At 44.2% G+C, this 13767-nt stretch carries 12 protein-coding genes; all 12 read right to left on the minus strand.

Annotated features, from left to right (window positions below):
- Positions 1-186: 186 nt before the first annotated feature.
- Positions 187-357: a hypothetical protein gene (locus tag F6K38_RS07590; RefSeq protein ID WP_287248481.1), complete on the minus strand. Its 171-nt coding sequence runs from the start codon at positions 355-357 to the stop codon at positions 187-189.
- A 3-nt stretch (positions 358-360) separates the two neighbouring features.
- A complete protein-coding gene (gene gcvH, locus F6K38_RS07595) occupies positions 361-768 on the minus strand; it encodes a glycine cleavage system protein GcvH (RefSeq protein ID WP_009149787.1) in 408 nt (135 codons plus the stop codon).
- Positions 769-1098: 330 nt separating this feature from the next.
- A complete protein-coding gene (locus F6K38_RS07600; RefSeq protein ID WP_044494522.1) occupies positions 1099-1302 on the minus strand; it encodes a hypothetical protein in 204 nt (67 codons plus the stop codon).
- A gap of 451 nt (positions 1303-1753) precedes the next feature.
- Positions 1754-4993 (minus strand): translation initiation factor IF-2, encoded by a 3240-nt coding sequence (gene infB / locus F6K38_RS07605; RefSeq protein ID WP_287248486.1) that lies wholly within the window; start codon positions 4991-4993, stop codon positions 1754-1756.
- Between the two features lie 419 nt (positions 4994-5412).
- Positions 5413-5688 (minus strand): YlxR family protein, encoded by a 276-nt coding sequence (locus F6K38_RS07610; RefSeq protein ID WP_044492698.1) that lies wholly within the window; start codon positions 5686-5688, stop codon positions 5413-5415.
- A 506-nt stretch (positions 5689-6194) separates the two neighbouring features.
- On the minus strand, positions 6195-7481 hold the full coding sequence (gene nusA / locus F6K38_RS07615; RefSeq protein ID WP_287248488.1) for a transcription termination factor NusA: 1287 nt from the start codon (positions 7479-7481) through the stop codon (positions 6195-6197).
- A 170-nt stretch (positions 7482-7651) separates the two neighbouring features.
- Positions 7652-8113 (minus strand): ribosome maturation factor RimP, encoded by a 462-nt coding sequence (gene rimP, locus F6K38_RS07620; protein WP_008182529.1) that lies wholly within the window; start codon positions 8111-8113, stop codon positions 7652-7654.
- A gap of 405 nt (positions 8114-8518) precedes the next feature.
- Positions 8519-8701 (minus strand): hypothetical protein, encoded by a 183-nt coding sequence (locus tag F6K38_RS07625; protein ID WP_131827260.1) that lies wholly within the window; start codon positions 8699-8701, stop codon positions 8519-8521.
- A gap of 643 nt (positions 8702-9344) precedes the next feature.
- Complete coding sequence (locus F6K38_RS07630; protein ID WP_008182523.1) at positions 9345-10859, minus strand: hypothetical protein; 1515 nt, start codon at positions 10857-10859, stop codon at positions 9345-9347.
- 304 nt (positions 10860-11163) lie between these two features.
- Positions 11164-12510 carry a glutathione-disulfide reductase gene (gene gor, locus F6K38_RS07635; protein WP_008182520.1) on the minus strand — a complete coding sequence of 449 codons (1347 nt, stop codon included), beginning with the start codon at positions 12508-12510 and terminating at the stop codon, positions 11164-11166.
- Positions 12511-12739: 229 nt separating this feature from the next.
- The gene (locus F6K38_RS07640; protein ID WP_287248494.1) at positions 12740-13273 is read right to left on the minus strand and encodes a peroxiredoxin; all 534 of its coding nucleotides are present in this window, start codon (positions 13271-13273) and stop codon (positions 12740-12742) included.
- 129 nt (positions 13274-13402) lie between these two features.
- On the minus strand, positions 13403-13732 hold the full coding sequence (locus F6K38_RS07645; RefSeq protein ID WP_044494012.1) for a YbjQ family protein: 330 nt from the start codon (positions 13730-13732) through the stop codon (positions 13403-13405).
- Positions 13733-13767: the final 35 nt, after the last annotated feature.

Raw genomic sequence — 13767 nt, forward strand, 5'->3', positions numbered from 1 at the left:
CGGCTTTGTGCTAAGATAAAGACATAACAAAAAAATAGTATTCTAGATGAACATGATCTTAAATAAGTAGACAGTGTAAAAAACCTGTTTTGAGATAATCAGGTTGCACAATCAAGTCTAACGATTTGGAAGTCTATGAAAGTCTAAGATCCCTAAGAAAATGTTTATCTTAATATGTTAATTAGTTTAGGTACGGTGGGGCACACCGAAACCTAGGTTATAAACCAAATACGCTTGGGTCGAGGCGACCTCTATTTTTCCTGGCTCCGGCCTGGTTAAATAATTCACCCCATTGTTCGCGCAGCGTGGCCTACGGCCAAGCAAGAATCCCCGTCCTTTCAGGGCGGGGAGTGTCATAGTCTACTCTGCATCGACTTTGGCACGGTACTCCTCAGGAGAAAGGACACCCTCCAGTGGGTTATCAGGGTCATTCAGCCGCACTTTAATTAACCAACCTTCACCATAGGGGTCTTCTGCAATCTGTTCAGGAGCCTCAATCATCTCCTCATTTCGTTCTACCACCGTACCCGATACCGGTGAATATAGATCCGAAACTGCCTTGACAGATTCAATGGTACCAAAGTTTTTGTCATTTTCCTTGTTACCCTTCTCAATGGTGTCGTCAATGTCTGGGAGTTCCAGAAGAACTAAGTCACCCAGTTGGTCAATGGCAAAGGCGGTAATACCAATAGTGGCAATTTCGCCATCAAGCCGGACATATTCGTGGCTATCAAGGTATTTGAGGTCATCAGGATATTCAAAGGCCATGTCAACTCCAAAATCAGCAGCAATGCTAATTATCCTTCCTCATTTGTCTTTCGTCCAGCAGCTCTTTGACCACTGACCGTTGACTATTGACAGGGAACCGTAAGAAGTAGTAATGCACTCATGGTTAACTTATACCTACCTAAATCGTTAAAATACCATTACTAAAATATCACCACTAATTGGCAATCTATGGTATTATTCCTTTTATTCCGTCAAAAGGAATAATTTTAACCAAGACTGGCTATTGCTTTGCCTGTTTATGCCACAAATCACTAATAAATTAAAATCAAAATACATGATGTCAGATCGGAGCTGCTCCGATCTGGAAGTTCAGTAGGCAAGCATTTCTAGAGTTTCTCGTAAGTAACGACGTACGCGGCTATCAAGACTATAGTCCTGAAATTGTTCACCCAAGGGATGTTCCATTTGCCAGCGTTGAAATCCTGAACTAGCTGCTATGGCTTGTTTGAGACTGTCCCAAACTTGAGTGTCGTGATTTAATTGTCCGGATTCGGATTTAACGAAGCTTGCCATATGCACCTTACCAAAATTTAATACAGATGAATCTAGTTGGGTAATGCTTAAGTGGTGACATACTCCCACACTTAATCAAAGATTACAGTGTGGGCTTCTTACCAACTCCACCTAACGGTTTGGATACTCGGTAAGCTTTATTAACGACACGGGATGCCCCTCCGCGCCGGAACAATACAATAATCCGGAACAATACAATAAGTTCTATTTTTTAGGCACGTAGGTGGCGGTTAGCTCTTAATTTATTTTCCCTACTACATCTAGTATAGACGATATTCAATTGTAATTGTTTCCTTATTCCATGCAATAAGAGCGCAAAATTAATCCCACATCTCAATGGGCATTGAGATGTGGGATTAATTTTGCTAGAAGCTAAATAACCTTTAACCTTCAACCTTAAACAAAACAACCTTCCCAGCAAGGGACCCCTGGGTAAGAACACCCCTCAGCCCTACTTCAGGGAGAGAGTCCGTCGCTTGGTTACCATCTGATAGGTTTCAATGATATCTTTTTCCGTCCAGTCGTTGAATTTATCAACACCCATACCACATTCGTAGCCAGCATTGACTTCCTTGACATCATCCTTAACACGCTTGAGGGAATCCAAAACTCCTTCGTAGATAACTTTGCCACCACGCCGCACTCGTAAACGGCAATTGCGCACGGCTTTGCCTGAGAGTACATAGCAACCCGCCACGGCACCACGACCCACTGGGAAGACAGCTCGAACTTCTACTTCACCCAATGGTTCTTCTACCTCTTCTGGCTCTAACAGACCTTCCATCGCACCTTGAACATCATCCAGGAGTTTGTAGATGATGTTGTATTCCCGCACATCTACCCCTTCCTGTTCAGCTGCTGGTCGAGCACCAGGAGCTAAGGTAGTGTTAAAGCCAACAATAACTGCACCACTAGCAGCCGCTAAGTCCACATCCGTTTCGGTGACTTCCCCAGGGGCAGCCAGTAGAACTCGAATTTGCACTTCACTTTGGGGCAGCTGTTCGAGGGATCCCAGAATAGCTTCCACCGAGCCTTGAACGTCTGCCTTCAAAATCAAGTTGAGTTCTTTGAGTTCACCTTCTTGAGCCTGGGCTGATAATTCAGTGAGGGTAACTCGCCGTGATTTCATGCGAGTTTGCAGGCGAGATTGACGTTGCTGTTGAGCTCTTTCACCAGCAACTGCCCGGGCTTCTTTTTCGCTCTCAAAGACTTCAAACTCATCACCAGCAGCTGGAACATCACTCAAGCCAAGGACTTCCACAGCAAACGAGGGAGTCGCTTGTGCGACTCGCTGTCCTCGGTCATCAAGCATGGCTCTGACCTTACCGAAAACTGAACCAACAACCAGGCTATCACCGATCCGCAAAGTACCGTTTTGCACTAAGAAGGTGGCAACAGGACCTCTGGCTTTATCTAGGTGAGCTTCAATCACCGTACCTTTTGCTGGTCGATCCGGATTAGCAGAGAGTTCTTCTAGCTCTGAGACCAATAGAATCATCTCCAGCAGTGAATCCAAGTTTTCCCTTTGGATAGCACTCACTGGTACCATGATCGTTTCACCACCCCATTCTTCTGGAACCAAGCCCCGTTCTGATAATTCTTGCTTAACCCGATCAGGTTGAGATCCGGCTTTATCAATTTTGTTAATAGCAACTACCATGGGAACTTCAGCAGCTCTAGCATGACTAATGGCTTCAAGGGTCTGAGGTTGCACCCCATCATCAGCGGCTACTACTAGCACAGCGATATCAGTTACTTTTGTTCCCCTTGCCCGCATGGCTGTAAAGGCTTCGTGACCGGGGGTGTCTAGGAAGACAACCTGTTGAATTTTATCCTCATGCTCAACATCTACGTGGTATGCGCCAATATGCTGGGTAATTCCACCGGCTTCTCCTTGAGCCACTTTTGCTTCACGAATGGCATCGAGTAGAGTCGTTTTACCGTGGTCAACATGACCCATAATTGTCACCACAGGTGGACGCCGCTCGAGGTTTTCCAGGTCTTGGACATCCAGCATTTCCACCTTAGTCGCAGCAGAGGCTTCTTCTTCCATCTCGACCTTGACTCCCACTTCCTCAGCTACCATTGTGGCAGTAGGAACATCCAAAGTCTGGGTAACACTCACAGCTATGCCTTTGAAGAAGAGCATTTTAACAATGTCAGTTTCTGCAATAGCCAGTTCATTAGCCAGGTCTCTAATGGTGAGTGAGTCTCTCAAAACAATTTGTTCTGGGCGTTTGGGCTGACTTTTCTGTGTACGACGGCGATCGCGATGATCGGACTTGTTGCTACTACTGGTTTTAGCAGGCTTCTTCTTGTGGCTAACACTCGCAGTATTTGCTTGGCTTTGCTGTTTTTGCAGAGACTTTGGTTTGGGAGGACGAGCCAGAGAAAGACTAACTGAAAATGAACCATCGATTTTGTTATCGATTTGATCTGATCCTGTTTCGAGATCATCTTCATCATCCAGAATCATTTTAGGTCGCCGCTTGAGTTTGGCGGATTTAGCCTTCTGGGCTTTGTCTTCGTCTTCTCCATTTTCTGCCTCCCACTCTTTCTTCTTAGCAGGTCGGGGGACAGATGGTCGCCGGAGCTTGACCTCCTTGAGCAGTTCCTCGGATTCATTGACTAAGGTGTTGGTGTCTTGATCAGAGACATCATCTGTCAGACCCGTTGAGTCAGCATCAATTGCTGAATTTTCTTTCTCAAGACCTGGTTTGCTCCTTTTTGGAGGTCGCTGGAGTTCAGGAACGGGTGGTCTTGGTGAACTAGAACGCTTTGGTGGTGATGTTTCCGAGGGCGTTGACTGTTTATTGATAACAGGGGATTTGTTAGGAGTTGGACTCTTTACTGACTTTGAACCGGAAGAACCCTTTTGGTTTGATTTTATCGGTCGCTCAACCTTAGCAGGCTGAGTTTTTGGTTGTGATACTCTTACAGGGGGTCCAGTTAATTTGGGTTTTTGTGTACTCTCCTGTGAAATGTTCTGGACTGGTTTAGTGGCTAGTTCTGGTTTAGCGGCTGGTTCTGGTTTAGCGGCTAGTTCTGGTTTAGCGGCTAGTTCTGGTTTAGCGGCTGGTTCTGGTTTAGCGGCTGGTTCTGGTTTAGCGGCTAGTTCTGGTTTAGCGGCTAGTTCTGGTTTAGCGGCTAGTTCTGATTTAGCGGCTGGTTCTGGTTTAGCGGCTAGTTCTGGTTTAGCGGCTAGTTCTGATTTAGCGGCTGGTTCTGGTTTAGTATCCTGCTTAATCTTGGTCTCCTGTTCAGTGACCTGCTTAGGTCGATTGAGAGTGCTAGGCTGACGTGGGGGTATAGCAGTCGGCTTGATGGGAGGTTGGGGTGGGATTGCCATTTGATTACTTCTCTGGCTAGAAGTATTGCCAGAACTGCGTTTGTGCTTACGAAGCTCCACAATTTGCTGCTTCCGCTCCCCTTTGGGACGTCGAACTAATTTACCAGAGCTTAACTTAGAACCTTTATTTGCCGATGACTCACCTTCGCTATTGCTTACAGCTGCTAGTTGGTCAGAATATTTTTCGGCTGTCGTGCGAATCCGTTGGGCATCCGATTCTGTAATCGTGCTACTGTGACTTTTAACTGCAATATTGAGTCCTTCACAGATGCTCAAAATTTCCTTGTTGTCCAAATTCAATTCCCGTGATAATTCGTAAATTCTGACTTTGCCGCTGTTCATGCACTATTCCCCTGTCGTACCTACTTGTTGTTAAACCATACTCAACTACTCGAATGACTTTTTACTTGATCAAGCTTTATTGGAAAGCTTAAACGATAAGATAAGCGATGCTCAACAGATAATCAACCATCCATGCTTTTTCGTTGGTGTGTTCACCTCAACGGTAGTTTGATAAGTTTATCTATTATCGCGTGCTTCTTTCCTGTGAAAAAAGCCAAGCAGCATTCAACATTGACGGTTCGGTTAAACCGCCTAATCAGCGCGTATGCCTTTAAAGGTAGCTAGCGTATAATCAAAGTAAATTCACCTCCTTAAGAAACCAGAGCATCAATAGAACTAATGACTTCCTTTCTATCCTAACGATTACTTATGTTCGCCGGACGAACATACATGGAAGCTTTTTCGGCTAGATTCACCCTTTAATTACCTAAATTGGGTTTGGTTGGCATGGTAGCTAAACGCTGCCATAAAGTTTCGTACAGATTTTTTGGCACCGATGCACGCAGTGATCGCCCCAGTCGGTTTTTCTTTTGAGCCGCCGCTAGGCAACTCAGTTGAGGACATAAGTAAGCCGAACGACCCATACCCTGATCTAATTGTACCTTTCGTGACGGATAGACTCGGACAATACGCCAAAACTCCTGTTTTGGTGCTACTTTCCGGCAGCTAAGACAACGTCGATAGTTGGGTTTCATACGGGTTTTCGGTTTGGAAAATATCAAAAGTCCTCCTTCTTTAAAGGGTACGGTAGATGGAGGCTTGTAGGGCGTTTGCGATTGGGCAAACACCCTGTTTACGTGATTGACTTACCCAAATGAAACCAAAAATCAATGCCAGAGGGCGGTAAAAAGGGTGTGGGCTAACCGGTGGTGTGAAACCGGTGCTGTGAGCAGAAGATGAAAAACTATAGTAGAGATAGTCACACCCTTGAGAGAAGGAGGAATAACACAAGAAGAAAATCACCACACCCACCGGGAGTAAGGGGTAGAATGGGATAGGGGGTAGAGTAACCCAGCAGAAGTGGAAGGATTGAATAAGTCATTGGTTTGGAAGAAAACTGTCAAAGAATTCTTGACCACAGCCGAGACCCTGCACCCCACTACCATTCTAAACCGACAAGCTTAGGGGTATCATTTTATACCATTCCCATTCTCAACCTTGGCCAAACTTTCCTCACCTCAGGGTTAACCCCTAAAATTACTTATTCTTCTTGAGTACTCAAATCAAGCACTGGCTCAGCATCAAGCACATTTTCTGGTGTTTCTACTCCTTCTTGGTAATCTTCCTGTAACTCACTGCTATCGACATCATCTTCTTCTAGGGTCTCCTGTTTAGAAATGTCTGTAGTGTCTTTTTTGTATTCCGCAGCATCTTTAATGTCAATCTTCCAACCCGTAAGGCGGGCAGCAAGGCGAACATTTTGTCCTTCTTTGCCTATAGCTAAACTCAGCTGGTCTTCTGCTACTAAAACATGAGCTTGACGTTCTTCTGGATTGACTAGTAGCACCTGATCAACTTGGGCTGGGCTAAGAGCGTTAGCAATATAGGTAGATGGGTCAGGAGACCAACGAATTACGTCGATTTTCTCACCTCGTAATTCATTCACCACAACTTGAATGCGGGAACCTCTAGCACCAATGCAAGCTCCCACCGGATCAACATCTCGCTCCAGGGTATCTACAGCAATTTTAGTCCTTGGTCCGACATGACGAGAAGGAGGATTAGCTTCCCGTGCTACTGCAACAATCCTTACCACCTCATCGTCTATTTCTGGGACTTCGTTGCTAAACAGATCGACCACTAATCCAGCCGCCGCTCTGGATACCACCAGCTGAGGACCACGGTGAGGGCCTTCCCGGACTTTTTTGAGATAAACCTTAAAGGTGGAGTTAATCCGATAGTTATCATTGGGTAGCTGTTCCCGTTTGGGCAGTTCGGCTTCTACCTCTGGCCGACCAAAACCACTGCTGAGCGCCATAATCACAGACTGCTGCTCAAACCGTAGCGATCGAGATTGCAGAACGGTTCCTTCTAGGTCTTGAAACTCTTCCTTAATCAGCTTACGCTGCTGGTCTCGGAGTTTTTGAGAGAGCACCTGTTTGGTTTGAATCGCTGCCATGCGACCAAACTCTCCTTGGTCTGGAGTCACATCCAAAACCACTGAGTCTCCCAATTGTGCTTCAGAGGCAACTTCCTGGACTTCTTTGAGAGAAATTTGATGGTCACTATTTTGTACCTGTTCGACAATGGTTTTGGTAGACAAAACGCGGAAGCCTTCTTCTTCAATATCAAGATCGACTTCAAAGTTGTCAAAATATTCTTCGTCAAAATGAAATCGTTGGTCTAGCCGTTGAGAACGGCGATAGCGCTCATACCCTTTTAGCAGTGCTTCTCTTAATGCCTGTTGAACTGCAGACCTAGGTAAATTGTGGCTTTGACTAATTTCTTCTATCATTGCCTTAAGTCCAGGCAAACTAACTATTGACATCAGCAAATCTCCGTCTTAAATCTATCCATGGCAATTGTCTTGGGATTTAAAGTAAATCAAGTTCAACTTCAATCCTGAGCCTTGAAGCTTGTACGGGAGAAGCACTTGTAGATCATAGTCAAGCCATTGTCTTTACAAGTACTGCACGCCTACCAACCTTCAAGCAAAATTTAACCCCCATCATCGAGTTTTACTCTGGACACGAGCTGACGGGGAATGGCAAACGCACGACCCTTGAGATTGAGATAAACTCCGCTCTCATCCCGGCGAATTAACTGCCCACGCCACTCTTGCTGCCCCTGATAGGGTTCAAATGTCTGAACAATCACACCAAACCCTTTGAAAGAAATGAATTCTCGGTCTGTGGTTAAGTCCTGTGTGATCCCAGGACTGGAAATTTCCAAAACGTAGGTGTCTAAAATGATTTCCTTAGCATCTAACTGAGCTTCTAAAGCACGACTCATGCGTTCACAGTCATCCAAGCTAGTGTCACGGATGGGGTTGCGGATATAGACACGCAGCACGGGTGGGCGTCTGTTGGTCTGGAAGAGAGCCTCTACAATCTCTAATCCTAAATCTTGAGCCAATGGCGTTGCCAAATCGATTAGTTGTGGAATCAGGGGATGAGTCATGGCACCAATCCAATAAAAAAAGTGGGGTCAACCCACTTCATGGCAAAATCTTTTCCAAGAAGTCTAACCGCCCAAAAGCTTCTGCACATCTAGTTAGCACAAGCCCAATCTCTAGTTACTGGTCTTGAGCTATTGGTCACAAGGTCATGGGCTCGAAGACTCTAAACCCTAGGACAAACCGGAAACTTCCCGCAGAATCATTGATTAGGAGTTACCAGCTTGCCGTTGCTATGTTTGAGTGTGACAGCTCCCACACTGACTCGTTGAGTTCAGTGTAGGCAACAAGCGCCAATCCAGCTATTGCTTTCGGCAAAGCCGACGCTACGCGAAGGTCGCCGCTGGGCTTTAAGAACGGACTGCCCTCTCTTGATGCAAAGCGCGAGTGGGGGAAACCACGACAGTTGCTCATGGGGGGAACCCCCAAGACCGCACTGGCTCCCCAAGACCGCTTAGGTGCCCTTGACCTAGGCGAATTAAATTCGCCACGGGTCGCACCTCGGCATCGCTGCCGCTCTGTTTTCTTGGTCTTTTTTTTAAAACTGTTGTGCTGACAAACCAGCATTTTTGGCTTTGTTTATCAGTACCCATATTATAGCAATTCCATGCATACCCTGTGCAAAATTAATCCCACACTCATGGCGTAGCATTGAGATGTGGGGCTTCTTTTGCCGGAAGCTAACGCAATTAGCAGCTCAAATGCTTGCCTGATCAAAACTTGAACATGGGGAGTGTTGACGTCTAATCCCTGCTTGGTGTCTGGTGCGTCGGCACTTTCCCACTCCAGAGCCTTAACCTCAGAGCAAGCTGACCCTAGAAGTCAACTTGGTTTTTGTTGACCCATAAGTATTTTAGCTTATGGGCATTATTCGGTCAAACTGTATGATGATCTCTGACTATTTACAATAATTAAAAAAAATGTTTATTTTTTGAATTTCTATATTTTTTGGCTCTACCGAAATTGCTATCTAAAACTTTTAATAAATAATTATTATAATCCTTATGGGGCTGGAGTTTTATTTGTTGATATAATTTTTTTTATAAAAATACTGCCCAATCATCTTTAATGGTAAATAAGCGCGTTTTTATGCATACTAGGTTCGGTAGAGCATATTTTTTTATTTTTAATTATCCATTTAATGGTTTTACTGTCAAGCAAAATAGTTGATAGATCCGCATAGAATTTAAAAAAAATAATTATTGGACTAATATTAACTTGATTTTAATACTGTTATTACTGAAATCTTTGACGAATTGCTCTGGTTTCATCTAAGATTTTATCTAAGTCTTCTTCAGATAAGCGCCGGACATAATTTATTTTGAATTCCTCTAACCAAGCTGTGATCAAATACTGAATATCCTGTAATCTATCCTTGGTCTTAATTTCTGCCCCTAAGGCTTCCCTTAAATTTTTCAGTAGGTGTTGCAGGAGTTCGTCGGCAACTGGGTCTTCTTGTATGAGAGTATTAATCCCATCATAGAGTGCCTGAAAAATGTTTTTCACCAATTCCTCTGTTAGTTGCTTCTGGAATTGTCCCAGTCCTGGTACATTCTGAAGTCCCTGATAAAGTGTGGACTGTTTAAGCCCCATGTCCACATAGTGTTTCATGAGAGCCTCTAGATCAGGACGAATTTTGGGTAAGACTTGATCAACCGTCATCTTTACCATGATGGTGGTGAGTTCTGACACTTCATCAATGTCATTAAGGTCAATGTAGGGGCGGACTTCCTGTTGAGACAACCATTTGGTAATTTCACCCCGGCTAATGGAGCCCTGAACTTCGTTAATAACTTGAATGACGACCACTTCTGTCATCTCTTGAGCAATACTGGCAACAAATCCGGAGCGGATTTCTCTGCTAATGGCACTCAGGTCTATTAATTTAGCTTGACCTAAGCGAATGGTAACAGGAATAATTCGTAACCACCGCCATAAGGGTATTAGTAAAAATATGTCATACCAGCGCCACAGCATGGCATCTTGCCACTTGAGTCCAGAATGACGGCGACTGATCAACCAGGTACGAGCCAAAAACTCGGTACTAAATAAAATAAAAAATGGGAAGTCAATCAGTCCGAATAGGTCTATAAATTCGCCATTTTCTCCAATTGGACGGTAATAGTTAGTTTCTATTAAGGGTTTAATCTCGGTGTTAAAAAATACCAAACCTTCCTCTTGACTATGACTTGCTAAGTACTTTTGAGTCCAGAACTGCATAAATGACTCTTTTGCTGAATCCTCAGGATTTGGTATCTGCTTACGCATCTTATTTTTAATCTTTTCCAAGTTTCCGGTTTTATTGGCTACTTGAAAAGGATTGGTGCCAATCATTTCTGAGCTAAGTTCGCGCAGCTCCTTGAGTTTTTTTTCTACTTCTATAGATTCTTCTATAGAAGATAATCCTATCTTGTTAATCTGGTTTTCCAGTTGATCAACTTTGTCCAAATATTTTTTGGTATCTCGGTTGTCTTCAATACCTTTAACTGGGTCGTAGAGCGGAGTGATATCAGGAATGGGAATCGAGACGGGAAAGCCTTTGGATTTGAGCGGACCAATGGTAAAGCTAAATACCTGAATTTTCTGATTTAGCCAGAAATCCCTTAAGGGGATATAGCTGAGGTCAAACAACACCAACAGCAGATTAATCAAGGCGATGATCGCCATTAATCTTTCAAACCAAAGAATGCGGCGAGTTTGAGCTTTATTAGGTATTTTGACGAATTTTTCTAATTTTTGTAAAGATGACATCGGGAAACTTGGGCTTTATACCACTAGATGGTGATGTTTAACTCAGATGCATTGAGTTTCTTGGCGCAGCCATTCCTTCCTGATAATACAGTTCTAGCGGCTTTTTTAGGATTTATTCTGATTCAGTAGTGTTGATCTTGAGAACTTAAAGTATTTAAGCACTTAGTAACAATACCGGGTTTGCAGCATTCGTGAATTGAATTGCTATAAATTTTCACATCTGATTTTAAAGCGCTATAGTACGAAACTAGGGCGTGTGTTCACGCCCTAGTTACAACTGTATTTAAAAAACTTTTTGAGTCCCTTAGCGCATTGTGACAAACTCTTCTGCAGAACTGGGATGAATTCCAACAGTAGCATCAAAGTTAGCTTTGGTAGCTCCGGTTTTCAATGCGATCGCAATTCCTTGAATAATCTCTGCTGCATGGTCTCCTACCATATGAGCACCCAAGACTTTGTCAGTGTTTTGGTCAACCACTAACTTCATCAGGGTTTTTTCATCCCGACCGGGTAGGGTGTAGTACATCGGTCTGAACCGAGAACGATAGACTTTTACCGCATCCCCATATTTATCTCGTGCTTCGGCCTCACTTAGACCAACAGTAGCTGCTTCGGGTGTGGTAAAAATTGCGGTTGGAACATTCTCGTAGCTCATGATCCGGGATTTGCCACCAAATACGGTATCGGCAAAGGCACGACCTTCATTAATCGCAACAGGAGTTAAGTTCATGCGGTTAGTACAATCCCCTACGGCAAAGATATGATCTTCTGTGGTAAGACTGTACTTATCGACTGCGATCGCACCATTTTCAATTGCTACTCCAGTATTCTCTAAACCTAGATTCTGGATATTGGGTATACGACCTGTAGCAGCTAAACTGACAGCATCAGCAATTATACTTGTTTGTGATTCTCCTTGTACCGTTACATTCAGACCAGCTGATGTCTTTTCAATAGCGATGATCCTACTGTTATTTAGCACCCGGATCCCATGCTTCTCCATGGCTTGTTGAATCTCAGAACCGATTTCAGCATCAAATCCCCGTAAAATCTGATCACGACGAATAACCACTGTCACTTCAGAGCCTAAACCATTGAGAATACAGGCAAACTCGACACCAATATAGCCACCCCCAAGAATCACGATCCGCTTCGGTTGTTCCTTGAGGTGGAAAATATCATCAGAGGTAATCGCGTGTTCAATGCCAGGAATATCGGGCTTGACCGGATGTGCTCCCACTGCAATCAAGATTTTGTGTGCAGTTACTTTGCGTCCGCCAATGTCTATGGTGTGGGAATCCGCGAACTTAGCATAACCCTGAAACAGTTCCACTTTGGACTTATCCAACATACGTTGGTAAATGCTATTGAGGCGTTCTGTTTCCTGATTGACTGCTGTGATCATTGTTGTCCAGTCGAGGGTACTGTGTACCTTACTCCAGCCATATCCCTGTGCCTCTTCAAATTGATCAGGAAAATGGGAGGCATAAACCATCAGCTTCTTAGGAATGCAGCCACGATTTACGCAAGTTCCACCTAAACGGTCAAATTCTGCAATGCCTACTTTTGCCCCATATTCTGCGGCTCGTCTAGCTGTAGCAATTCCTCCGGAACCTGCACCAATAACGAATAAATCAAAATCGTAGCTCATGACTCTCCCAAACTTCTGAATTACTATTCGGTTGAAAGATTACTGATTCTTGGTATATAAAAGCAATAGCTGTCGGAGGGAAAATTTTACTGATCGCCCAAGGTAATTATTGTTGTATCACTCTCAAGTCAATCCACGATGATCAGGACTTACACACCAAACTGAAAACAGTAGAGGCATTGCCGGTAACGCCTCTACTGATAAAGCTTTAAGTAAGGTCGGAGGGATGTTACTTTTTAGCTGACTTCAAGTATGCCAGCATTGTATCTGCATCTGAGACCTCGAAGGGATCGGTAGGGCAGTTATCTGCATAGCCTGGTTCTACAAACATTTTTTCAATCTTGCCGTCATCTACCACCATAGAGTAGCGCCAAGAACGCATACCAAAACCGAGATTATCTTTTTCTACCAACATCCCCATTTTGCGGGTGAATTCCCCATTACCATCGGGTAGCAAGAAGATATTCTGAACCCCTTGCTGTTTGCCCCACTGGAACATCACGAAGGCATCGTTGACCGATAAGCAGATCACTTGATCAACCCCTTGTGCTTTGATCTCATCATAGAGTTCTTCATAGCGGGGTAAGTGGGTTGATGAACAGGTGGGTGTGAAGGCACCAGGAAGGGAAAATAGCACGATACGCTTACCGCCAAAAATTTCCTGTGTAGTCCGGTCTTGCCAGCGGAAGGGATTGGGTCCAGGAACTGACTCATCTCTGACTCTGGTCTTAAATACTACGTCGGGTACTTGATTGATAACCATCTTGTCTTACTCATTCCTTTATGATTGTTACTATTTAATCGTAGTCGTAACGAGTATGAGTTGTCAAGGAAATTTAGCAGATTTAGTTAAACAACAGTTGACGGGTACCCGTCAACTGTCAAGCAACCCTTAATTCCTTAATTTGATGGCTGTGCCAGTGGCGGTAATGAGTAGCAGCACCCCCTTTTCATCAACGTTAATTGTTCCAGTATCCATACCAATGCCAATCACAGCATCTGCTCCTAGTTGTGAGGCACGTTGTTTCAATTCTTGGAGGGCTTCTTGGTGTCCTCTTTCAAAGACTTTTTCATAACTGCCAGTACGTCCCCCAATTAAATCTCGAATACCGGCAAAGAAATCCCGCAGTGCATTGGTGCCGTAAACCACCTCAGCAGTGACAATGCCCAAATACTCTTCAACAATCGCACCTTGAATAACATCAGTAGTGGTTACAATCATCAGTCCTGCCTCAAAAAATGGATCAAATGCCACCA

Source organism: Moorena sp. SIO3B2 (genome assembly GCF_010692525.1).
GTDB lineage: Bacteria > Cyanobacteriota > Cyanobacteriia > Cyanobacteriales > Coleofasciculaceae > Moorena > Moorena producens.

Excerpts from the sequence above, each read along its gene's own strand:
- F6K38_RS07590 (WP_287248481.1), bottom strand. The coding sequence starts at position 357 with ATGACACTCCCCGCCCTGAAAGGACGGGGATTCTTGCTTGGCCGTAGG.
- gcvH (WP_009149787.1), bottom strand. The coding sequence starts at position 768 with ATGGCCTTTGAATATCCTGATGACCTCAAATACCTTGATAGCCACGAA.
- F6K38_RS07600 (WP_044494522.1), bottom strand. The coding sequence starts at position 1,302 with ATGGCAAGCTTCGTTAAATCCGAATCCGGACAATTAAATCACGACACT.
- infB (WP_287248486.1), bottom strand. The coding sequence starts at position 4,993 with ATGAACAGCGGCAAAGTCAGAATTTACGAATTATCACGGGAATTGAAT.
- F6K38_RS07610 (WP_044492698.1), bottom strand. The coding sequence starts at position 5,688 with ATGAAACCCAACTATCGACGTTGTCTTAGCTGCCGGAAAGTAGCACCA.
- nusA (WP_287248488.1), bottom strand. The coding sequence starts at position 7,481 with ATGTCAATAGTTAGTTTGCCTGGACTTAAGGCAATGATAGAAGAAATT.
- rimP (WP_008182529.1), bottom strand. The coding sequence starts at position 8,113 with ATGACTCATCCCCTGATTCCACAACTAATCGATTTGGCAACGCCATTG.
- F6K38_RS07625 (WP_131827260.1), bottom strand. The coding sequence starts at position 8,701 with ATGGGTACTGATAAACAAAGCCAAAAATGCTGGTTTGTCAGCACAACA.
- F6K38_RS07630 (WP_008182523.1), bottom strand. The coding sequence starts at position 10,859 with ATGTCATCTTTACAAAAATTAGAAAAATTCGTCAAAATACCTAATAAA.
- gor (WP_008182520.1), bottom strand. The coding sequence starts at position 12,510 with ATGAGCTACGATTTTGATTTATTCGTTATTGGTGCAGGTTCCGGAGGA.
- F6K38_RS07640 (WP_287248494.1), bottom strand. The coding sequence starts at position 13,273 with ATGGTTATCAATCAAGTACCCGACGTAGTATTTAAGACCAGAGTCAGA.
- F6K38_RS07645 (WP_044494012.1), bottom strand. The coding sequence starts at position 13,732 with ATGATTGTAACCACTACTGATGTTATTCAAGGTGCGATTGTTGAAGAG.